18 protein-coding genes, 1 tRNA gene and 3 pseudogenes are annotated in these 20344 nt (G+C 44.5%); 4 read left to right on the forward strand and 18 right to left on the reverse strand.

Annotation, left to right across the window (positions count from 1 at the left end):
- Positions 1-39: 39 nt before the first annotated feature.
- Together JCM16496_RS01640 and JCM16496_RS01645 are read right to left on the reverse strand one after the other, a co-directional pair.
- Positions 40-1416, reverse strand: coding sequence for a DUF3987 domain-containing protein (locus tag JCM16496_RS01640; protein WP_025831868.1), 1377 nt, complete (start codon positions 1414-1416; stop codon positions 40-42).
- An 11-nt stretch (positions 1417-1427) separates the two neighbouring features.
- A complete protein-coding gene (locus JCM16496_RS01645; RefSeq protein WP_025831869.1) occupies positions 1428-1793 on the reverse strand; it encodes a helix-turn-helix domain-containing protein in 366 nt (121 codons plus the stop codon).
- Between the two features lie 160 nt (positions 1794-1953).
- On the opposite strand from JCM16496_RS01645, the gene JCM16496_RS01650 reads away from it, so the two are divergent.
- A complete protein-coding gene (locus tag JCM16496_RS01650) occupies positions 1954-3138 on the forward strand; it encodes a hypothetical protein (protein WP_008018663.1) in 1185 nt (394 codons plus the stop codon).
- Positions 3139-3147: 9 nt separating this feature from the next.
- Entirely contained in the window at positions 3148-4188 is a 1041-nt protein-coding gene (locus JCM16496_RS01655; RefSeq protein ID WP_025831875.1) for a hypothetical protein, read from the forward strand.
- Between the two features lie 175 nt (positions 4189-4363).
- On the opposite strand, the gene JCM16496_RS01660 is transcribed toward JCM16496_RS01655, so the two are convergent.
- The 9 genes and pseudogenes from JCM16496_RS01660 to JCM16496_RS01700 form a co-directional block, all read right to left on the reverse strand.
- Positions 4364-5251: a hypothetical protein gene (locus JCM16496_RS01660; RefSeq protein WP_025831877.1), complete on the reverse strand. Its 888-nt coding sequence runs from the start codon at positions 5249-5251 to the stop codon at positions 4364-4366.
- Positions 5252-5516: 265 nt separating this feature from the next.
- On the reverse strand, positions 5517-5882 hold the full coding sequence (locus JCM16496_RS01665) for a hypothetical protein (RefSeq protein WP_025831878.1): 366 nt from the start codon (positions 5880-5882) through the stop codon (positions 5517-5519).
- An 8-nt stretch (positions 5883-5890) separates the two neighbouring features.
- Entirely contained in the window at positions 5891-6997 is a 1107-nt protein-coding gene (locus tag JCM16496_RS01670; protein ID WP_025831880.1) for a site-specific integrase, read from the reverse strand.
- Between the two features lie 84 nt (positions 6998-7081).
- Entirely contained in the window at positions 7082-7993 is a 912-nt protein-coding gene (locus JCM16496_RS01675) for a helix-turn-helix domain-containing protein (protein ID WP_025831881.1), read from the reverse strand.
- Between the two features lie 266 nt (positions 7994-8259).
- Positions 8260-9653, reverse strand: a pseudogene (mnmE, locus tag JCM16496_RS01680) (tRNA uridine-5-carboxymethylaminomethyl(34) synthesis GTPase MnmE).
- 279 nt (positions 9654-9932) lie between these two features.
- Complete coding sequence (locus tag JCM16496_RS01685) at positions 9933-10811, reverse strand: nucleoside phosphorylase (protein WP_025831882.1); 879 nt, start codon at positions 10809-10811, stop codon at positions 9933-9935.
- A 94-nt stretch (positions 10812-10905) separates the two neighbouring features.
- Positions 10906-11906 (reverse strand): annotated as a pseudogene (gene floA / locus JCM16496_RS01690) (flotillin-like protein FloA).
- Positions 11907-11954: 48 nt separating this feature from the next.
- Positions 11955-12424, reverse strand: a pseudogene (locus JCM16496_RS01695) (NfeD family protein).
- Positions 12425-12432: 8 nt separating this feature from the next.
- Positions 12433-13863 (reverse strand): tetratricopeptide repeat protein, encoded by a 1431-nt coding sequence (locus JCM16496_RS01700; protein ID WP_025831883.1) that lies wholly within the window; start codon positions 13861-13863, stop codon positions 12433-12435.
- Between the two features lie 470 nt (positions 13864-14333).
- On the opposite strand from JCM16496_RS01700, the gene JCM16496_RS01705 reads away from it, so the two are divergent.
- Complete coding sequence (locus JCM16496_RS01705) at positions 14334-15083, forward strand: PP-loop family protein (protein ID WP_025831884.1); 750 nt, start codon at positions 14334-14336, stop codon at positions 15081-15083.
- Positions 15084-15097: 14 nt separating this feature from the next.
- A complete protein-coding gene (locus tag JCM16496_RS01710) occupies positions 15098-15466 on the forward strand; it encodes a DMT family protein (protein ID WP_005826856.1) in 369 nt (122 codons plus the stop codon).
- A gap of 21 nt (positions 15467-15487) precedes the next feature.
- On the opposite strand, the gene JCM16496_RS01715 is transcribed toward JCM16496_RS01710, so the two are convergent.
- The 7 genes from JCM16496_RS01715 to JCM16496_RS01745 form a co-directional block, all read right to left on the reverse strand.
- Positions 15488-16504 carry an FAD:protein FMN transferase gene (locus tag JCM16496_RS01715; protein WP_025831891.1) on the reverse strand — a complete coding sequence of 339 codons (1017 nt, stop codon included), beginning with the start codon at positions 16502-16504 and terminating at the stop codon, positions 15488-15490.
- 26 nt (positions 16505-16530) lie between these two features.
- On the reverse strand, positions 16531-17109 hold the full coding sequence (locus tag JCM16496_RS01720; RefSeq protein ID WP_025831893.1) for a manganese efflux pump MntP: 579 nt from the start codon (positions 17107-17109) through the stop codon (positions 16531-16533).
- Positions 17110-17116: 7 nt separating this feature from the next.
- Positions 17117-17887, reverse strand: a complete 771-nt coding sequence (locus tag JCM16496_RS01725) for a DUF6048 family protein (protein ID WP_025831895.1) — start codon at positions 17885-17887, stop codon at positions 17117-17119.
- A complete protein-coding gene (locus JCM16496_RS01730) occupies positions 17856-18341 on the reverse strand; it encodes a DUF6452 family protein (protein ID WP_025831897.1) in 486 nt (161 codons plus the stop codon). The genes JCM16496_RS01725 and JCM16496_RS01730 overlap by 32 nt, the downstream gene beginning before the upstream one ends.
- A 2-nt stretch (positions 18342-18343) precedes the next feature.
- On the reverse strand, positions 18344-19297 hold the full coding sequence (locus JCM16496_RS01735) for a glycosyltransferase family 2 protein (RefSeq protein ID WP_025831899.1): 954 nt from the start codon (positions 19295-19297) through the stop codon (positions 18344-18346).
- A 54-nt stretch (positions 19298-19351) separates the two neighbouring features.
- Entirely contained in the window at positions 19352-19897 is a 546-nt protein-coding gene (locus tag JCM16496_RS01740; protein WP_025831900.1) for a DUF4199 domain-containing protein, read from the reverse strand.
- 147 nt (positions 19898-20044) lie between these two features.
- Positions 20045-20118: transfer RNA gene (locus tag JCM16496_RS01745), tRNA-Thr, on the reverse strand.
- Between the last annotated feature and the right edge of the window lie 226 nt (positions 20119-20344).

Genomic DNA, 20344 nt, shown 5'->3' on the forward strand with positions numbered 1-20344 from the left:
GTCGTTTTCGTTTGGAAAGTGTCAAAACCGACAAAAATGTCACGGGTTAATCTTAGAATATTCTCCATGCTTCTCTTTGCGGAACAGAGTCCCGATATTGTCATTGAGAAAGCGTTGAAATGTCCGCTCCTTCATTCCGTTTTGTTCGGCTATCTGTATAGCTTGGGCGGTGGTAAAGGAAGGAGGTAGCAGATTGACTATCGCCTGTTGCTGACTGTTGAGGGCATTCTCATTCAGAATATTTTGTACGCTCAATGCGGACTCCTTGAAATATTCCGTCAGTTTAATGGCTCTCTCCACTGTCAGCAGGTCGATACACGTCTTGTCGCACTCTCCACAAGTCCATCGTGCCAGTTGGATAATCAGACAGAAACGGATGATGTATATCTCTAGTTTGCAATAGACACTTACGATGGTATCGTTCGTTTCTCGATCGCACAATTCAGAGAAATGGTGCTGCCATTCGTAAAGCCGTTTCTTTGCATCCTCTGAGAAGAAAATAATTTGCGGCTCAATCTCTCCATGTTCATTGAGATTGCACTCCGATTGTATCAGCTTGTCAATGACAGCATTCCATTCTTGTTCTATATCTTCCGGCAGTTCCTTGTCATTCCACCGTGCCTTCTGTTGCAGGTTGGGCATCACAAACAAGATGCGGTCAATAAATCCGTTGCTGGAACGTTCACCTTTAGCCAACTCGTTCAGGATTTTCTTTTGGATAGTACCAATGACCGATATATACGGACGCTTGATGAAGATGGAACTCTTGGCATTCTTGCGGTCGGACATGGTGGTCTTGGCACTGAACACCGAGAGCCAGAACTGTTCTTCCGAACCGTTATTATAGCGGTTGAAATTCTTGAACCAAGCGGATAATTCATCGGCCCACAAGCATAGCCCACGTTTGTTCTGCGCATGAATGAGGCTCAACCCTTCGGGCGTTACATCCGAAACCAAGAAGCGTTTGCGGATAGGTTCTTGCGGAAATTGCTCTCCACCGCTTTCCGCACGTTCCTTGCGGCTCATGCTCATCAGCTCATCGTACTTGGCAAAAGCCTTTTCAAATTCCTGATTCTGTCGGTAGTCATAATCAAGAAACGGCTTCATCGCAAAGCTGAGCGGATGACTTTTGTTCGCTCCCGGTCTTCCAATCAATGCCATATACAGGATGGGGCTTTCCATCCAGCCTTGCTTGATTTGGACAAGGTACGTGTTGCCTATGCCGACTGCTATTGCCGTCAGGATAGCTGCGGCAATGTAGTCGGTAGGGTAGTTATGGCATTCGTGTACCTCACGGATGATGCGTTGGATTTTGTTTGGGAATATGCTGACGGGGAATGCCGTACCGGACAATCTTGTGCTTAAATCAATCGCTTCGTCAATGATGGATGCCGGATTAATAGAATATGTATCCATAGCCCAATCCATTAAAATTGCACTAATGATTTGGGCTTATGGCGTACACCGCTTTGCATATTGGCAAGCATCTCCTCGTAGGTCTGCTCGGCAGTCTTTCTCCTTCCGTTCTCAATCCAAGCAAGAAGCTCATCCTCATAGAAATAGAGTTTCTTCCCCTTCTTGTAAGCCGGAAGTAGTCCCTTACGTACCAATGTATATATGGTGGGCTTGGCTTTTCGGATGATACGGCAAGCATCCTCTATTTCCACCAATACATGTTTGTCGGATGGCTGTGGCTGGAGTCCCGCTACCATCTTTTTCAACTCGATGACCTGTTCTGTCAGATAACCTACCGCCTCGGGCAGCTTATCAAATGTTACTGTTTCTTTTTGCATACGCCAACTGTTTTTAATTGTTCGACGGCAAAGGAAACAAGTGTTTCAATGGTGGAATCATTCACCAAAATATAACTGATGAATAACTTTTTGATGGTGGTTAATGCTATTCTTGGGAATTAATCGTACCTTTGCAATAAATCATTTCAATTCTCTGATTATGAAAGTAGCATCAAAAGTAAAGGATGGTAGGATAAATGCCGTCAATGTATTGCTTGATATGAATATAAAGGAATATCTTGAAGTAGCTGGACACATTATTAAGAACAATGAGTTTCAAAGAAAGCGTGTAAAGAATTCTTCTACCGTTTATGCTCTGCTGAAAAAGGATTTGCGAAGTAACTGTACAATGCCTCCTATTGTTCTGGCTATTAAGGCGGAAAAAATGAACCATTTACTGAATCCATTTGATATTGAAGAAGATCAGATAAAATCCTTGTTTAAGCCTGAGAATCTGATTATACTTGACGGACTGCAAAGAACCTATACTATATTGGATTTAGTGGAAGAACTGACGAAGGAGAACAATAGTGAGGTTTTGGAGAATGTCATGAATAATAGTATACGTGTCGAAGTATATTTGGGTATAAACAAAATTGGTATTCTTTATAGAATGCTGACTTTGAATACTGGGCAAACACCAATGTCAATCAGGCATCAGATAGAGATGCTATATTCCGATTATGCAGAGAATAATATCGAGGATGTACGCCTGTTTAAAGAAACTGACTCAAAAAGTGTGAGGAATATTGGTGAATATCAATTTAGAGATGTAATTGAAGGCTTTAATTCATATCTGGATAGGGATGAACTTGGTATCAGCCGGAATGAGGTTCTTGAGAATATTCAGAATCTTGAAAAACTTGCTTTGGAGAATGGAAGTTCCGATTTGTTTAAGGATTATATTTTAACTTATAATAAATTGATAAAAAAAGTCGATTCATTTAACATTGGATGGGAAATAAACAAATCAGAAATTGAAATTAACGGACTTTTTGGAAAGAATATTCTACAGATATTTACCAAGTCGCAGGTTTTATCCGGTTTCGGTGCTGCAATTGGCAAATTGAAGGATTCCAAGGTTATTGAAGGGTTTGAAACGATTAAAAATGATATTGATAATATTGTAGTATCAAAAAAAGAAGATAGTAATCTTGATTTTGCTATGGTTAACTTACTTGGTAAATTGGATGATATTAAGAACAGAGCAAAGAAAATCGGAGTAGAGCAAAGGATGTTTTTCACTTATTTCTTTCGCGAACTGTTCAATCCTAATAGTGATTCGTATTTGGATATGAATTCAGCTATTGAAAGTGGGTTCAATAAGTATATCAGTCTGATTTGATTTCAGAATATGTTAGTAGACTATAATAGTGAAAGTCGTATTTTCTTTGTAGTAACAGATTCTTATGAGACGGTGAATGTCCCCTATCTGTTATTGGATAGAGACAAGAAAGGGGATGTGTTTAATGAGAATCCAGATAGTTATGGTTATAAGATATTCTATAAAAGAAATTATAAAGAGAATGATATTTTTCAAGTAATTGAGAGTGATTTGGATAAGAGGATAGGATGGATTTTCCCTATTTCATCGATTGTTTCTACTTCGCATGATTATGCAGATAATCCGCATTATTGTAGATATGCTCTTGTAGCTCATATGTTGTTATTACGAAATGAAATTGCTGAACAGGATATTGTTAGTAGAGATTTTAGCAGTATAATCGAGAGTGAATACTCAGATGATGCGATTATCCTTATCTATAAAAAAGATTTAGTGCAAGAGGTAACCGGCTTTAAACTTGATAATTATTTTGCAAGTTTATGTGAGTATGGATATTATATTGAGCATGGCTATACAAATACAAATATCAAGGAACCTGCATCAAGAGAAAAAATTCATCTACAGAGTATTTCAGAAGATATTATATCAGACAAATATATGACTCGCTTTTTCCGAATGCTTTGTAGAGAAGAACATTCGATTGTCAAATTTCATATATTATATCAAATTATAGAGCTATTAATAGAAGATATTCTGATTTATTCATTGGAAGATACAATCAGATTGTTCAAAGATAAGAAAATCTATACCCGGAGCTTGCGAGAAAGAATTAGTAAAGTAGAGTCTGAAAAAGACAGAATTTTGATTCTGATAGAAAAATGCGAATTACATAGTGAGAATTATAACAGCTTGCATGAGAAATGCGTTGCTTTTCTTGTGAAAAAAGGTCGTGAAAATGTGAATTTCCCTGAATCGCTTTATTCTGTCAGAAATTTTATTGTACATGATTATAGATTTATTGTCGAAGAGACAGAACTTGCGGAAATAAACGATATCAATGCTCTTTTTGAAATGTTTGTCTTGGATTTGATTATCAAGTATAAGCATTAGCCAGTCTCATAAAACGTGTTCTTGTAGATGATATAATTTAGATGTTCGGTTTTTTTGTTTGTAATAATAAATCTTCTATCAGTTTTTTTATATTGTTTTGAAAGTGTTAAAAACTATATTTGAAGACCTATGAAACGTTAAACTATTTAACGTTATTCTCAAATAGGTGTTGTAGCTATGCGATTTTTCTATCCAGTTTAATCTTACATACAGATTCGGTGTGCGACATTTTACGTTCAATGGTAGATATTTCCGAATCACGGAGGGTGTGAGCAAATACCCTCTTTATAAATGTGGCAGTCTGTAAACGTGGTTTGCCGAATGCCTTACCGATATTCCATCCGAAGTGCATGATGTCAATGGTCTTTAACTGAGAATCAACCTTTATTGGCTCAATTTTGGACAGAGAATTTGAGAGGTAATACCTTGTCACATATCCACATAAGCGATTAAGTGCCGTTTCATCAAGATAGGAAACCAAAGTTTGTTTTGTGTATGCGATAACCTTATTGAGTTTTTCTTGTGAGGTACGTTCTTTCTCAGCTATAGCGTTTGCACGGAGTATCTCATATTCTGATGGTTGGTTGGATTCTTCTATAAAAGTATTGTTGATAGTAGAAGGTGTGGCTTCTTCATTTGGAAGTTCTGCCACATCTTCGTTGAGTTCGGAACATAATGGAGTAGAAACTTCTTCTGTTATGTCAGATGTAGTTTCGATTTCAATTTCGGGTTCAGGCTCAGAAATGATAGGTTCTGAATTTATAGCACTTTCAGCAAGTTCCGAGTTTACTGCTGGAACTTCTACGACTACAGCCTTGTTGCGATAGCACTCAAATCTCATAAAGCACTTTTCTATTGTCGGTGAAAGAATTTGACTGAATACCATTTGCAGATTGAGATAGATAGCTCCCATGATAATGGAGCATACCACCAAAATAAGGTAGCTGCTGAACTCGTCCCAACCATAGTGAAGTACGGTTTGGCGGGCTAAAACACCAATGATGGCGATTGTACCAAAAACAATCAGATGCAATGTTATATGTTCTATCTTTTTCAGCTCCATAGTGGTATGTATTAATCGTTTGTGTGCAAATATATAGGATTAATTTTTGAGAAAATCCATAGTTTTGCCTGTTAATGGGCTTTTGACGATATATTTCATCGCTTTTCACTACGTTACACTCCTAATAATAAGCGCATTGCAAATTTCTTGTTTTTGGATGAAAATAGTTGGATAAATAGGCTTGTGTATCTTAAAAACAAAAATTATCTGCATCATTTGGGGTGAAACAATGCAGATAATCAATAGGGTATAGAGATATAGCTTATTAGCAATACAATGTCTGGTTTGTACCCTTGTTGAGATATAACAGGAGGTTGTAATCTTGTTTACGAGTGACTTTGTTTATTAGCCATTTCCTAAATGCAGCGGAATGCCCGGTGTCTATTTGATAGGATAGGGCTATAACTATATCGAGATTATACACATCGGCATTGTTCCCATTCTCCAATTTGAGGTATTTACAAACTTCGTGGCTCTTCAAAACATTAGATTTCAGGATTCTTTTGATTGCTGCGTGAATAGTCCCAGCCGTTGTATAAAACAAGCCTGCTATCTCCCAAGAGGTCATCCATATCTCACCATCGGAAATATAGATGCCTTGTCCGTTGTTGGTTATGATTCCTTGTTTCATAGTTATATCTATTTGAGTGATATTTTATTGGCTGTCTCTCGCTTCTTGGAATTGACCAAATCAGCATAAATCTGAGTTGTGGACACGTTCTTGTGCGTCAGCATCTTTGAAACGGTGTAAATATCTGTACCCAAGGATATTTGTATGACCGCATACGAGTGTCTGAACCCGTGAAAGGTTATCGGTTTCGTTATTCCAGCCTTTTTGAGCCAGCTTTTCAGCGGATAATTAATCATACTCCGTTTTAGCTCCTTGAATACTTTGCCTGTTCCGGGCGTACCGCATAGTTCGTAGGCTTCGTAACTGATGGGGAGTGTCGCTTCCGTCTGGGTTTTCTGTGTTCTGATACGTAAACAATAGCCTTGGTCGGGGGCGATAGTGAAGTCTTCCCATTGCAGGTTTAGAATATCACTGATGCGTAAGCCTGTTAGACAAGCAAACAAAGAGGCTGCTTTCAATACGGGGATGTCGCAAGGAGTGGCAGCGAGTTGTTTTACTTCGTCCAGTGTCAGATACTCCTTCTTCACATCTTGTGGCTCTATCTTATCAAGGTAATCATTGATATTTTCTCGAAACCATTTGTCCCGATAGGCAATCTTCAGCAAACCTCTGAAAGTAGAGTAGTAGCCGGATGCCGAATTGAGGGATATGGGGCGGTTGCTGTGTTTGAGTTGCTTGGCGTTCAACAGGTACTCACGGAACTTTTTGCATAAGTCCACATTCACATCGCCAAAGGTACATTGCCCCTTGACGAAATTGTGGAAATGCTGATAGACGAATTGCCATTTCTGGTCTTTGTTCCGGCACATCTTCTTGAAGTAGGCGAGGAAATCGGCTTTCTGTTTGGTCTTATCCAAGAAGCCAAACTCTTCATTGATGAGCGATTGCACTCTGATACAGCGGATAGCCTCTGCCTTGTTCAACATATCGTTGTTGAACTCCCGTTCCATTTCGTTTTTTGGGTGGGCATAGATGTAGATGCCGAGGTATTCCCTGCGGCTCATCTGCATAGTTTCGGGGTTACGGACTGCCGGATAATAATCCAGATACAAGGAGATACGATTATTACGAATCGCTCTCTGACGAACTGTTACTTTTGTACACGTGTGTGACATACTTTTTAATATTTAGAGTTTTACATTTGTTTGATGCAAAGGAATACAGTGATTCAATGGTGGGTACATTCACCGAAAAATAACTTATTCAATCTTTGGGGCTGCAAGCAACTTATCTAATTCGGGCTTGGAGATAAGCGTGTATTTGCCTTTCTTGACCTTGGGGATATTATGATACTTCGCATAATGATAGAGCTGGTCTCGGGTTAGTTTGAATTTCTCCATCGCTTCGGCTACCGTATAATATTGTGGTTCTTTGGGAGCAGCAATGCCCTTGGCTATATCCACGTGCTTCTTGGAATAGTACACCATGATGCCCTCTTTCTTTTTGGGAATGACATTCTTGGAAACGAAACAGTAGATAGCGGATAAGGTCATGCCGAACTTCTCTTGCATTTCTTGGGTGCTGTACCATTCGGTAATGTCAGGATTCGGGACTTTCTTGGCAAAGTAAGCGTCTATATGCTTCTTGCTCCAGTAGGTCTTACCACGATTGAAAGTCCGGGGTATGTTGTTTTTCTTGGCTACCACAAATATCCATGACTCGTTTACATGGTATTTCTCTTTCACTTCGGCTGTGGTGTAGAAGTCAGTGATGGGAATGGTGTCTTTAGGCTGTCGCTGTTCATAGGGACGAGCTTCTAACATTCGGTCAATATCTCCTTTACGGATAAAAGATAATCTACTGCTAATGCGGAATGCTTGCAGCTTTCCAGCATATACCATTTTATAGATGGCTTGTTTGCTCAGCCCTAATAAAGTTGCAGCTTCTTTGAATGACAGATATTCTTTGTCCTTAAAATCAGATATGGGTTGTTCTCTGATGACCGTTTGGACTTTGGTTTCTACTTCTTGTATTCTCTTTTGCCGAACAGTTTCCTTGTATGCAAGATTATTGCACCGATGAGAACAGAAACGTGTCGTTAGTTTCTGGGCATAGAATGTTGTGCCACACCATTCACATACCTTCTTGATTTTCATTTTACTTGTTGCCATATTCGTTACTTTTAGAGGTTTATTTCTCTTGTTATTTCTCCATTTTGTTCAACTATCGTAAATCATAGTCAACTATAGTCAACTTTCTCCACGACCTTTCCGACCTAAAATCGGAGAGTAACAAGCGAGCAACAAATGCGGTACAAAAATGAGCTAAAAAAGCCCTATAAACGATAACTATCGCTTATAAGGCTAAAAAGAAAGACGCTCAAAATGAACGCCTTAATAATCATTGATGATATATGCTAATCGTTGGTAATCACCACCTATTTGCCGATGCAAAAATGTTCAAAAATATTTCCAAGTACCATGTCGTTCGTAACTTCCCCCGCAATATCGCTTAGATGGAAAATACATTCGCGGATATCTTGTGAAACAAAATCTCCGGATAGATTTTCTGCTAGTCCTTGTTGGACCCGGTGGATGGCTTCCAAGGCATGGGTCAAAGCTTCGTAGTGGCGTATATTCGTGACAATGACATCGTTTTGGGTAACTGTGGGCAGGTTAGCGGCAGAGATTAGCATTTGCTGAAGCTTGTCGAGGTTGGTACGCCCTTTGGCAGAGATGGAGATGCATTGCACATTAGTAGCAGCCACGGTGAAACTGGGGTTGGGGATGGTTGAGGCATCCTGCACCAGATCGGCCTTGTTGAATACGAGAATGAGCCGTTTCCCTTCGCAACGGGGAAGTATTTGGGCAGTTAGTTGTGGCATCCGTGAGACGGCATTCGTGGCATCAACTATCCAGAGTACGATTTCCGCTTGCTCCAATTTCTGGAAGGTTCGCTCAATTCCTAGGTTCTCGATGGTGTCGCTCGTTTCGCGTATGCCTGCCGTATCAATAAACCGGAAAGTTATCCCGCCAAGATTGACTGTGTCTTCTATCACATCGCGGGTTGTCCCGTGTATGTCGCTTACAATGGCTCGTTCCTCGTTTAGTAGTGCATTCAGCAGGGTGGATTTACCAGCGTTCGTTTCGCCGATGATGGCTACGGGCACGCCGTTCTTGATGGCATTGCCTACACTGAAGGATTGCACTAAACGGGAAATTACCTGCTCTATGCCGTCTGCCAGGAGACATAGCTCGGAGCGGTCGGCAAATTCCAGTTCTTCGTGGTCGCTGAAGTCTAGCTCCAGTTCTATGAGTGATGTGAAGTGCAGCAATTGGTCGCGTAGTGAGGCCAGCTCTTTACTGAACCCACCGCGCATCTGGCTCATGGCGAGGCGGTGAGTGGCGGCAGAGGTGGAGGCGATGAGGTCGGCCACGGCTTCGGCCTGGCTTAGGTCCATTTTGCCACCCAAGAAGGCCCGTTGCGTGTACTCACCGGGAGCGGCCAGGCGGCAACCATTGCCGATGAGCAGTTGCAACACCTTCTGAAGAATATAGCTCGAACCGTGGCACATGATTTCTGTGCTATCCTCGCCCGTATACGAGTGGGGGGCACGGAATAAGCTTACAAGTACTTCGTCTATGATGTTTTCTTCTTCATGGATATGACCGAAGGTAAGTGTGTATGGCTTGGCATCCTTCAGTTTCTTCCCTTTCCGGCAGGGGTAAATATGCGGGATGTTATCTCTATGGCATCCGGTCCGGAGACACGGATGCATCCTATGGCTCCCCCTTGGGCGGTGGCTATGGCACAAATGGTATCTTGGTTCATTTTATCCGGCTTATTTTTATTCAGCAAAGATAATGGTTTCTTTACAAAAAAAGAGAGATGGCGATTCAACTTATGGGCTTTTGTTGTAACTTTGTGCAAATCGATAATGGATAGATGCTTATGAAGCCTAATCTGCCTCTGTGCCCATTGTGGGCATAGCAGGCATTGCTACTATACAGACCAGCAACGGGCATGTCAGGCAGGATGTGATGAAGTCATTACTAAACCCTACTCCCAGGACTTGCTGAAGGAGAGGGTGGAGCATTTCCTGAAGGATATTTAGATACGGTCGAGTACTGTTTTGATAAGCGTATCTATCGTATTCTTGTATCCCGTGTTCGCTTCTTTTATCAGGCGGTTGGCAATGACCATGCATACCGTCATGGCCTTGTGTCCCATCAGACGGCTCAAGCCTGCCAGGGCAGAACTTTCCATCTCGAAGTTGGTGATACGGTAGCCGTTGTATTCAAATTTTTCAATCTTCTCGTTCTGATGCGGGTCGGCAAGCGGCACGCGTAACTCGCGTCCTTGAGGTCCGAAGAAGCCCCCGGCGGCAATCGTTACGCCACGTACCATGTCGTCTTGTGCGATGCGGTCTATCAGTTCAGCACTTGCATCAATGACGTAGGGGGCAGGGGCACACATGTTGCCGGACCATCCCATATGGTTGAGGAAGGCACGCTCCATGGGTAGGTCGCACACGGAGTTGCGTCCGGCATAGAAGTTGAGCAGACCGTCGAAACCGATGGATTTTTCAGAACATACAAATGTACCCACCGGAGTGTAGGGTTGCAAGCCGCCGCAGGTGCCGATACGTACCAGCTCAAGGCTACGTAGGCGGGGCTTTTCTTCGCGCGTTTCGAAGTCGATGTTTGCCAGGGCATCCAGTTCATTCATCACGATATCGATGTTGTCACATCCGATACCGGTGGAAACCACCGTAATACGTTTTCCCTGGTAAGTACCGGTGATAGTCTTGAATTCGCGGCTTTCCACTTCACATTCCTTGTTCTCGAAATGGGAGGCAACCAGTGCCACCCGTCCGGGGTCACCTACCAAGATGACTTTGTCTGCCAGCCATTCGGGCTTTACGTGAAGATGAAATACAGAACCGTCTTCATTGATGATCAGTTCGGAAGAGGCGAAATATTTTTTCATTTGATTGAGCTTTTAATCTTTTGTTTATAAATAGAAACGCCGGGAACCGATTCTTGTTCACCGGTTCCGGCGTTTCTGTCAGTTGCTTTTCGAGTTATTTGCTCAACGGCTGGCTGGTATTGCCCGTCGTCGGTTTGGCAATGTTTTCGCGCATGGAAGTGTCTGCTTCTATGTTCTTCATCCGGTAATAGTCCATGATACCCAGATTGCCGTTGCGGAATGCTTCGGCCATGGCCTTGGGTACTTCCGCTTCTGCCTCGATAACTTTGGCACGGGCTTCCTGGGCCTTTGCTTCATTTCCTGCTCTGTGGCTACGGCCATGGCGCGGCGTTCTTCTGCTTTGGCTTGGGCGATGTTCTTGTCGGCATTGGCCTGGTCTATCTGCAGGGCGGCACCGATATTCTTACCTATGTCAATATCAGCAATGTCAATGGACAGAATTTCGAATGCTGTTCCGGCATCCAACCCCTTGCGCAATACCAGTTTGGAGATAGAATCCGGATTCTCCAATACAGACTTATGATTCTCTGACGAACCGATGGAAGACACAATACCTTCTCCTACACGGGCCAGAATCGTGTCTTCTCCGGCACCTCCCACCAATTGGCGGATATTGGCGCGCACCGTTACACGGGCCTTGGCAATCAACTGGATACCGTCTTTGGCAACAGCCGTCACGGGAGGGGTATCGATTACTTTGGGGTTAACGGACATCTGTACGGCTTCGAACACGTCACGGCCGGCAAGGTCGATGGCGGTTGCCATCTGGAACGGCAGCTCGATATTGGCTTTAGAGGCGGATACTAGTGCGTGCACCACCCGCTCTACGTGGCCTCCGGCAAGGTAGTGCGCTTCCAGTTCGTCGCGCGTGATGTTTTGCAATCCTGCTTTATGGGCTTCAATCATGCCGGGCACAATGATATAAGGAGGAACATTACGGATGCGCATCAGGAAAAGTTGTACCAGCGAGATGTTTACTCCCGATACTTTGGCGGATAGCCACAAGAAGAACGGTACATAATGGAAGAAAAGTACCAGGAAGATAATGCCTCCTATAATGAGGAAGGCGGTTAAATACATTGTGCTTGGATCCATGAGATTAAATATTAATTGTTAGTTATAAATAGGTTGATTTCTGAAATTTCACTGCTTGAGCCGTTCCACCAAGAGGACTCCGTCGGCAATACGTTCTACGATAATCGGAGTCTTTTCGTTCATGAAGCCATCTGATGACTTTACTTCCACGATGTCTCCGTTGATTTCGGCATAGCGATAAGAGCCAGGCGGGTAGTGGTTACACCTACATCGCCTACCTTGACTTTTTCCTCGGCACTACGGTCTACTTTGGAGGTGATGTTTTTTTTCAATGCAATTTTGTCGAGTGTCTTGGAGCGCATGAACCATATCAACGAGCCGATACAAGCCAGGGCAGATATGATAAGCGTAATGACACCTGCCGTGGTGCCCATATAGGCAAAGGCATAGTAGTTGGCAAAGATGATGCAACCTCCTGCCAGAAAACCGGCAACGCTGATGCCCGGAATTACGAATAATTCCACTAAGAACAAGATTACTGCTCCTATAATCAATGCGGCGATAATGAGTATATCCATAGTTGTCTTTATTTGGTGGCTTGTTTTTCCTGGTTGCGCACTTGAATGGCAGTCTGCTCCATCTCAGTGGACAATTGCCGTACACGTTGCTCCAGGTCGAGGATGGCGGCGGACATCTTGTCCTTTTCCTGCTTGTTGGCTCGGGAGTATTCCGAACGCATATCTTCCAATTTCTCCTGCAATTGCTTGTAGCTCTGCTCCAGCTGATTGTATTTGCCATACAAGGCTTTGGCCTGCGGGGAACGGAAATCGTCCAGCTGGTAGTAGGTAGAGTGGTCGTCAATGACGAATTGGAAATCGTGCTTCTTGGTGGTCCGCGGCTTTGCGTTGGCAGCGGTCCGAAGCCTTTCTTGGGCGGCCTCTACCGCATCGGTGTCCGTCCATGTGTCCTTGATAGCGTGAAGTTGCGCCAATGATATCATCTTGTCCGGGTCCATCCCTTCGTAGTTGTACACTTGCTTGGATGAGTTGGGAATGAATACATAGATGCACACTTTGCCTTCGGGCTGGTAGCGGTCGGAGGCAAACCATCCCAAGTCGTTGAATTCGTCGATGACGTACATATAGTCGTTGTAGGGCGAATTGAACGGCATGCCCACATTTTCCGGCATCAGATAAGAGTCGGTATTCGTATTATAGCGGGTGACGAAAATGTCATATCCTCCCATCGAGCCAGGGCCATCCGAGGCATAGTAAATAGTGATACCGTCCGTAAGTACATAAGGGCAGTCTGCATTCATGGCCTCGTTGATGCTTCCGGGCAACAAGCTGCCATCACTCCATTTGTCCAGCAATTTGTTGCGCGAAAGGATACTGAGGGTGCTGTCCGGCTGCATTTCGCTATAATATAGCTTATTGCCCAGCTCCGTTTCGTATACGGTTCCGCCTTCCTTACCGGAATCTTTGAAATAGGCGTCGTACATGAACAGCTTGCCCGATTCGGGGCTGATTTTGTATGCATCCAGGAAATTTTCCTTGTCTACCACAAAACTGTCGATGAAGCAAACCTTTTCCACACCTTTCAGCATGCGCAAGTTGGATTTGCTTTTTTCCAATAATTGTTCGGCCTCTTCGGTGGAGCGTTTTCTCTTTCTCAGGTCGGAAATGTAGGCCTCATAAGTCTCGATGGCATCTTCGAACCGATATAAATCATTATATGCCCGGGCCAAATAGAGTTGCCCGCTGGGGACGCGTCTTTTGACGGCGCTTTCCAGGTGTTTCAAGGCTTCTGCGGGTTCGCCGGTTTCCAGGCAGCATACACCGTACCATAGGTTGTAATTTCCATTACCGGGTTGTGTCTTGACGAGCTTCTTGAAGGCGGGCTTGGCTTCTCCGTATTTTCCCTTTTCGTACAAGGCTTTGGCTTCTGCCAGGCTTTGTGCGGAAATTGTTATGCCTAAAAGGCCGAATAGAAAGAAAAGGATATATTTTTTATTCATATTGATACATGCTGATTTGTTCAGTAGGTCAAAAATACAAATTTATCGTGAATAAAGCAGGTTTCCGTAATTCTATTTTGTTAATTCTTCTTTAAATCGTTCTTTTGCCTTACTTTTGCAGTCGGAAGAGCTATAACTCATGACTTATGCGAATCAGTAGTTGACAGACCGCTCGTTGGGAATATGAGTGTTTGCGGAGCCGTACTATATTCCGTGCCGTTGGATACTAATAAAAAAGATGTTGGCATTATATAGAAAAAGTTCCGGGAGCCAGTACTAAAACGTGTGGAAGTATAGGGAAAGTTCTATCCCAAGCCTTGGGATAGACAGACCAAACCTTGGGACAGACAGACCAAGCTTTGGGATACATATCCGCAAGGTGAGGATAACCTTACTCATGCAGCGCTGACGGACAGCCTTGAATAAGGGTGCAACTGCTGGTTTGCATAACTATAACTTATATTGTATCAATGGCACAGTTTACTGAAGAAGAAAAGATGTTGCGCCGCATAGACAAGCGGTTTAGCAAAGGTGTGGTGGAATATGGGCTGATAGAGGACGGTGATAAGATTCTCATCGGGCTTTCGGGAGGCAAGGACTCTTTGGCACTGGTGGAATTGTTGGCACGGCGTGCCCGTGTCTATAAACCCCGTTTTTCTGTTGTCGCTGCACATGTAGTGATGAAGAATATACCTTATCAAAGCGATGTAGACTATCTGAGGGAGTACGTAGAGTCGTGGGGAGTGCCTTTTGTTCTCTTTGAAACGGAGTTTGATGCCACGACCGATACCCGCAAGTCTCCTTGTTTCCTTTGCTCATGGAATAGGCGGAAGGCATTGTTTACCGTAGCCAAGGAGCAGGGATGCAATAAAATCGCGTTAGGCCATCACATGGATGATATTCTGGAGACCTTGCTGATGAACATCACCTATCAGGGAGCGTTCAGCTCCATGCCTCCCCGGCTGGTGATGAAGAAGTTTGATATGACGATTATCCGTCCGATGTGTCTGGTGCACGAGGAGGATTTGATGGAGTTGGCGCAAGTGAAGGGGTATCGTAAGCAGATGAAGAATTGTCCGTATGAGTCACAATCCAGCCGCAGTACAATGAAAGGCATTCTGAAACAATTGGAGGAAATGAATCCTGAGGCACGCTATAGTCTATGGGGGAGTATGACGAATGTGCAAGAGGAATTGCTGCCTACAATCATTAATCACTAATCATTAATCACTATATGAAAGCATTTTATACCATTTTGCTATTGATTGTATCTAATATTTTCATGACGTTTGCCTGGTATGGGCATCTGAAGCTACAAGAGACAAAAGTCATCTCCAACTGGCCGTTGTATGCCGTGGTGCTGTTTTCCTGGGTAATAGCTCTGGCAGAGTATTCATGCCAGGTTCCGGCCAATCGGATAGGCTTTTTAGGCAACGGAGGTCCGTTCTCATTGATGCAACTCAAAGTGATTCAAGAAGTAATCACTTTGATAATCTTTACGGTGTTTACAACGGTCCTTTTCAAGGGGGAAACGCTGCATTGGAATCATTTTGCCGCTTTTGTATGTCTGGTACTGGCGGTATATTTTGTATTTTATAAATGATGGGTTAATTGCATTTGCACATTATCTCATATACTTCTCCATTCCTTTTGTTAAGAACGTTTGAAGCTTTCCTTCTTCATCCGTATAAATGAAGCAGGCGTCGATATCCGGATGTGCATCCGCTACGCGTTCTGCTTCTTCCAGCCCCATCACCATGAATGCCGTGGCATAGGCGTCTGCACTCATGCAATCTTTGGCGATGACGGTGGCGGACAAGATGCTGTGCTGTACCGGATAGCCGGTACGCGGGTCAATGGTATGCGCATATTTCTTTCCGTCTTTATAGTAGTAGTTGCGATAATTGCCCGATGTAGCCATGCCTAAATCCGTGACTTGCAGCACTGCTTGCAATTCTTGGTTCACCGCCAGTGAGTCGTCTATCGGCTTGTTCAAACCGATGCGCCAAAGCCCGTTTTGAGGGTTTTGCCCGTGAACAACCACTTCTCCGCCTATATCGACCATGAAGTTGCGGATACCCTTCTTCTTCAGGAGTTGGGCTATGACATCTACTGCATATCCTTTTGCCACAGCGCTGCACGAGAGCATTATACGCGGGTCTGCTTTTACCACTTTTCCTTCATCGGACAATTTTACTTTTTCGTATCCTGTCATCTCCAGCAGGCTGTCTATCATGGCAGAGTCGGGGAAGTTACCCTTCTTGAACCCAAATCCCCAGGCATTGGCAAGAGGGGCAACGGTGATATCGAAGGCACCATCGGTCTCCCGGGAGATTTCCATGCTACGTCGGAAGACGTTGGTAAAGAATGTGTCGGGCACAATGTCCTCGTTGCGGTTGATGCGCGTAATGGTCGCCGTATCATTGAAAGGGGACAAAGAACCGTCGAAACGTTTGAGTTCCGCTTCTATCTCCGCCTTCAGATTCTGGTCACATTGATAAGTCACTTTATATACCGTACCGAATATCAGTCCGTTATCCGTCTGATAAGGAGTGACTTGGTTGTGGCGGGCAAGTATCCAGATGGTGCCCAGTACCAGCAGGGCAATCCATAAAAAATTCCGTTGTACTTTCTTCTCCATATCCTATCTGATTTTTTACTTTTTAATTAAAAGAAGAGATGTTCTATCAATATCTTGGTACCGATGATAACGAGGATAATGCCTCCCCAAAGTTCGGCGCGCAGTCTGCGGGCTATGCCACATCCGAAACGGATGCCGAACATCAGTCCGACCATCGACAAGGCGAATGATACAAAACCGATAATGCCGATGGGGGAAAGAATAGCTGAGAATTGCTTGATACCGAGGAATGCAAACGAAACACCTACCGCCAATGCATCGATGCTGGTTGCCACAGCCAGAGCGAGTACCACCTTCAGGCTGGTTGGGTCATACTCGTGCTTGCAACCTTCGTCCTTGAAGGATTCCATTATCATACGTCCACCCAGGAAGGCAAGGATGCCGAATGCTATCCAATGGTCAACACTTTCTATCAGGTGACTGAAAAAACTGGCGCCTATCCATCCCAGCAGAGGCATCAAAGCCTGGAAAAAGCCGAAACTGATGGCCATCACCAGCATAGGGCGCAGCCGGGCGCGTTTCAATATAATTCCGCTGGCTATAGAAACGGCGAAACAATCCATCGCAAGTCCTACGGCCAGTAGCCAAATCTCTAACCCTGTCATAAGTCGCTTAAAGAGGTAGTTTATAAGTTATCGTATAGGTTACTCCCATCGTGTTGGAGCCATATTTCCCAAAACCGGGCACATACCACGGGTCACCGTATTCATCGGCCGAGGCGGACAATTTGAACTTGAAGCGTAGTGACCAGCCCATGTACAATGCCTTCCAGACGTGTGCCCGGATACCGACACAAAATTCCGCCCATTGCATGGAGCCTTTCATTCCTTTATGGTTATAGGGCAGGCTGCCTCCCCATATCTCGTCGTCCAGATTCGGATTGCCTACGATGCCACCGTATATCGGGTCGTCCAGTCCCAAAGCGTCTACATCGTACTTGAAGCTACTTACACCGTAACGCAAGCCTACAAGCAGCATGTGTCCGTGCTGCTTCTTGTATAGTGTGTTATAGTCCATTCCTATGCGGAAGTAGGGGGCGTTGCTTTTGTAATGTATGCCTTTGTCGTTCCAGGTGTCTGTCGAGCCATACCCCAATTCGGCAATAGGGAAGAAGCGGTTCTTGAGGTTTACGTCTACGGCCACTTCAGAACTTAGGAAGTCGCTTCCCAATAGGCCTCCTCCGATTCCCCATAGGTCTACGCCGACAGACATGCCGTTGTACAACGGATAGTGCACCTCCTTCTCTTTCGTGTCCTTCTTTTCCTTCTTTGGGGCTGTTCTTTGGGGAGGAACGGTGGGATTCCCGTTCTGTGCCTGTAGGGGGAGGAATGTCAGCAGACAGAGCGCCAGACTAATAGAATAACTTAAGATTTTCTTTTCCATAGATGCCTGCTTCATTATCTTTGATATATATCGAATCCAGAGAGATGCGGGTACACGTAATACTTGTGATAGCCTGCTTCATCTGATAGCCGCAATCCATCGATAGGAAATAGGGGGTGTTGGTGTGGCGTATCACCATCGTGTCGCTCTTGGTCCGGCTATACTTGAATATCAGCTTGGTGGAATCCTCCGTATAGCGCAGTGGCAGGGAGATGTCGTGTACCTTCTTCTGGTTGTTGATGATGATGGAATCGGTGCCGTATGCCGTCACGGTGAGCGAGTCGAGCGTGTCGTTCTCCACGTATTGGGTTTCGGGGTCTATTCTATAAAGAATGCAATTCACCATGGGGCGTGCCGTCATGGAGCAATCGGCCTCTTCCGAACAGGAGATAGCTATGCTTACTATCGGGCCAAGGATAGCTCCGAGTATGACAAGTCTGACTAATTTTTTCATCGTTAAATGGTTTTCTCTATTTGATATTTGTTTCGTTCCGGGGCATTACGTGAAATCAGCTCTCCGAGGAATCCTGCCACGAACAGTTGTGTGCCGATAATCATGGAGGTCAGCGAGAGGTAGAAGTAGGGAGAGTCCGTCACAAGGCGGTAGGGCATGCCATGGTGCATGTAGTACAACTTGCTGGCACCCACTATGACCACGGCTATGAAGCCGAAGATGAACATCAATGAACCCAGCAATCCGAAAAAATGCATGGGCTTGATGCCGAACCGGGAAAGGAACCAAAGGGAAAGCAAGTCCAGATACCCGTTTACAAAACGGTTCAGCCCGAACTTGGTCTTTCCGTATTTGCGTGCCTGGTGGTGCACCACTTTCTCGCCGATTTTCTTGAAGCCGGCGTTCTTGGCCAGGTAGGGGATGTAGCGGTGCATTTCGCCGTATACCTCTATATTCTTGACCACCTCTTTGCGATATGCCTTCAGTCCGCAATTAAAGTCGTGCAGGTTCTTGATGCCCGATACTTTGCGGGCGGTGGCATTGAACAATTTGGTGGGGAGGGTCTTCGACAACGGGTCGTAACGTTTCTGCTTCCAGCCCGATACGAGGTCGTACCCCTCTTGGGTAATCATGCGGTAGAGTTCGGGTATTTCGTCGGGACTGTCCTGCAGGTCGGCGTCCATGGTTATCACGACGTCGCCTTGTGCTTGTTCGAAACCACAGAACAATGCCGGCGACTTCCCGTAGTTGCGGCGGAACTTAATGCCCCGTACCTTGTCCGGAGCTTGCGCCTGCAATTGTTCGATTACCTGCCAGGAACGGTCGGTACTTCCGTCGTTAACGAAAATCACTTCGTATGAAAAGCCGTTGGCATTCATCACCCGCTCAATCCATGCGAACAATTCGGGGAGTGATTCTTCTTCATTATATAGTGGTACGACAACTGAAATATCCATTGATGTATGATTTTTCTATTTACAATTGAAATAACATTTCTTTTTACTGTTCCGTCACTCTGCCGGAGCGTCGTCTTTCTTGCGTCTCATCACGAACAAGGCGGTGGGGAAAGCCAGTATCGACCCCCAAAACACATTAGACGATATCATCTGTAGCGTAATGTCGATAGGGCTGAGCAGTCGGGCTGTCTCCAGAGCTTCCTGATAGGTGGCGATGTACGAATCCATTCCCGGCATGTTGCTTTGGGCAAGCGTGTCTACCATCGTTTCGCACGTGTTTATCACATATCCGTGGTCTATGAACCTGAAGTAGATGTAGTGTGCCACGGCGGCAAGCAGCGCGGCAAACATATACATGAAAACGGTGAATATCCATGCATGCAGGAAGCTGATGCCGCCTCCGCATACCTGATTACGATACATCCGTGCATAATAATATCCCATAAAAGGTACGCATAGCGTGAGTCCCATGAAAAGGAAAAGTAAAAAAGGAACCGACAGTCCCACCGGAAAGAGTATGAACTTCAATATCCAAAAACCTCCCATATAGGTACCGAACAGCATTGCGTATCGTTGCATGTAACCTCTATTTTCTGCCATCTTTCTTAGAAATAATGTGCAAAGGTACAAATATAGTTGGATTCAAGGGCAAGCCGATGTGTAGATTTTAATTTTTAATTCTTTAATTTTTCATTATTAATTAAAAAAGAAAAGGTGATACATTTCGTATCACCTTTTCTTTTTCTGAGCCTCTTGTCGGATTCGAACCAACGACCCCGAGATTACAAATCACGTGCTCTGGCCAACTGAGCTAAAGAGGCGGGTGGGTAAGCTTGCTATATCGCGCCGCTACAACCAACTACCTTTGCTGCGATCAAGCCCTGGAGGATTCGAAGGGAGCTGGCCGTATAGGACTTACCCGTTTTCGTTTTGCGGTTGCAAAGGTAGACATTATTTTGAAATCTGCAATAGCTTGTGGCGATTTTTTTATTTGTTTTTTTTAGATTCCTTATTCTACCCCCTCTTCATGGCCTCCTTATATAGATA

The sequence above is a fragment of the Bacteroides rodentium JCM 16496 genome (assembly GCF_000614125.1).
Taxonomy (GTDB): domain Bacteria; phylum Bacteroidota; class Bacteroidia; order Bacteroidales; family Bacteroidaceae; genus Bacteroides; species Bacteroides rodentium.

Coding starts and splice junctions, on each gene's coding strand:
- JCM16496_RS01640 (WP_025831868.1), bottom strand. CDS start 1,416: ATGGATACATATTCTATTAATCCGGCATCCATCATTGACGAAGCGATT.
- JCM16496_RS01645 (WP_025831869.1), bottom strand. CDS start 1,793: ATGCAAAAAGAAACAGTAACATTTGATAAGCTGCCCGAGGCGGTAGGT.
- JCM16496_RS01650 (WP_008018663.1), top strand. CDS start 1,954: ATGAAAGTAGCATCAAAAGTAAAGGATGGTAGGATAAATGCCGTCAAT.
- JCM16496_RS01655 (WP_025831875.1), top strand. CDS start 3,148: ATGTTAGTAGACTATAATAGTGAAAGTCGTATTTTCTTTGTAGTAACA.
- JCM16496_RS01660 (WP_025831877.1), bottom strand. CDS start 5,251: ATGGAGCTGAAAAAGATAGAACATATAACATTGCATCTGATTGTTTTT.
- JCM16496_RS01665 (WP_025831878.1), bottom strand. CDS start 5,882: ATGAAACAAGGAATCATAACCAACAACGGACAAGGCATCTATATTTCC.
- JCM16496_RS01670 (WP_025831880.1), bottom strand. CDS start 6,997: ATGTCACACACGTGTACAAAAGTAACAGTTCGTCAGAGAGCGATTCGT.
- JCM16496_RS01675 (WP_025831881.1), bottom strand. CDS start 7,993: ATGGCAACAAGTAAAATGAAAATCAAGAAGGTATGTGAATGGTGTGGC.
- JCM16496_RS01685 (WP_025831882.1), bottom strand. CDS start 10,811: ATGAAAAAATATTTCGCCTCTTCCGAACTGATCATCAATGAAGACGGT.
- JCM16496_RS01700 (WP_025831883.1), bottom strand. CDS start 13,863: ATGAATAAAAAATATATCCTTTTCTTTCTATTCGGCCTTTTAGGCATA.
- JCM16496_RS01705 (WP_025831884.1), top strand. CDS start 14,334: ATGGCACAGTTTACTGAAGAAGAAAAGATGTTGCGCCGCATAGACAAG.
- JCM16496_RS01710 (WP_005826856.1), top strand. CDS start 15,098: ATGAAAGCATTTTATACCATTTTGCTATTGATTGTATCTAATATTTTC.
- JCM16496_RS01715 (WP_025831891.1), bottom strand. CDS start 16,504: ATGGAGAAGAAAGTACAACGGAATTTTTTATGGATTGCCCTGCTGGTA.
- JCM16496_RS01720 (WP_025831893.1), bottom strand. CDS start 17,109: ATGACAGGGTTAGAGATTTGGCTACTGGCCGTAGGACTTGCGATGGAT.
- JCM16496_RS01725 (WP_025831895.1), bottom strand. CDS start 17,887: ATGGAAAAGAAAATCTTAAGTTATTCTATTAGTCTGGCGCTCTGTCTG.
- JCM16496_RS01730 (WP_025831897.1), bottom strand. CDS start 18,341: ATGAAAAAATTAGTCAGACTTGTCATACTCGGAGCTATCCTTGGCCCG.
- JCM16496_RS01735 (WP_025831899.1), bottom strand. CDS start 19,297: ATGGATATTTCAGTTGTCGTACCACTATATAATGAAGAAGAATCACTC.
- JCM16496_RS01740 (WP_025831900.1), bottom strand. CDS start 19,897: ATGGCAGAAAATAGAGGTTACATGCAACGATACGCAATGCTGTTCGGT.